Genomic DNA, 1,026 nt, shown 5'->3' with positions numbered 1-1,026 from the left:
GAAGTCTATAAGGATGAAATCGAGGATACCGTCGGCCCGCTGCGCGAACGGATCCAGTCGGTGCCCGAAAGCAGCCGCTGGCTAGTGTCCTGCGAGGGGGCATTCAGCTATCTCGCAAAGGACTTCGGCCTGCAGGAAGCCTATCTGTGGCCCATCAACGCCGATCAGACGGGCACCCCGCAGCAGGTCCGCAGCGTCGTGGATAAAACTTGGCAGATCGACACTGCCGAACTGGCGCGACTCTACAAACTTCGCAAGCCTATCGCTGTCAATATTTCCAGCGAAGAACTGGAAATCGGACAGCCTTCTTACATGGAAAAANTTAAATGATAATGGCTCTTTGACGGGTGAAGTTGTCATAGGGTTGCAAAGCGAGTTGCAGGCGGTACGGGCTGAACTGGACGCCCTGCGGACTAGTAAAGCCGAGGCAGAACGTGAACTGGCAACTGCGCAAGCCATGGCTGAAGAACGAAAGCGCATTCTGGATGACATGACAAAGCTACTCATCAAACCTGACAACCATGGCCGCAAAAGTGGTTTTTGGTCGCGGCTATTTGGAGGGCCCGTACTATTACCCAATGCATTCGCAGTACCGGACCCTACATAGGTAAGAGTTTGCTGCGTTGTACTGCCATTGAATTGCAATATTGAACTGCCGCCCGGGACCAAAACACCGTCATCGTCGGTNGATTGCTCCGTCATAAGGGCCGGTATAGCCCGCCAGGAGGTTAGCCCCCAAAATTGAGGCAAGCGATCCGTTATAGATATACAGATCTTCGGTATTGAAAGTAACGCTCATATGGGACCGCCCCGTACTAAAATTTTGCAATAAAGGGAACCAGTCAAAGCCGCAATATGCTGCAAGCCCTGCATTCAAATACTGGTGCTGGATAAAGCCAGAGAAGACCCAACGTACGGGTCAACTAAAATGAGCACAGGCATTATTATATAAACGCCAGGTGCGAATGAAAGGCACCAACCTCCTCTTCGACCAGTTCAATCTGACAATTAACCTGATCTCAATAA

1 protein-coding gene is annotated in these 1,026 nt (G+C 51.2%); it reads left to right on the top strand.

Annotated elements, in window-relative coordinates; all coding sequences use genetic code 11:
* Positions 1-330 (top strand): metal ABC transporter solute-binding protein, Zn/Mn family (locus tag TR36_RS16410; protein ID WP_045393763.1); only part of this gene is annotated, 330 nt, incomplete at its 5' end.
* Between the last annotated feature and the right edge of the window lie 696 nt (positions 331-1,026).

This window comes from Falsirhodobacter sp. alg1 (assembly GCF_000739715.2).
Taxonomy (GTDB): Bacteria; Pseudomonadota; Alphaproteobacteria; order Rhodobacterales; family Rhodobacteraceae; genus Falsirhodobacter.
This window is presented reverse-complemented; position numbering and strand designations above follow the sequence as displayed.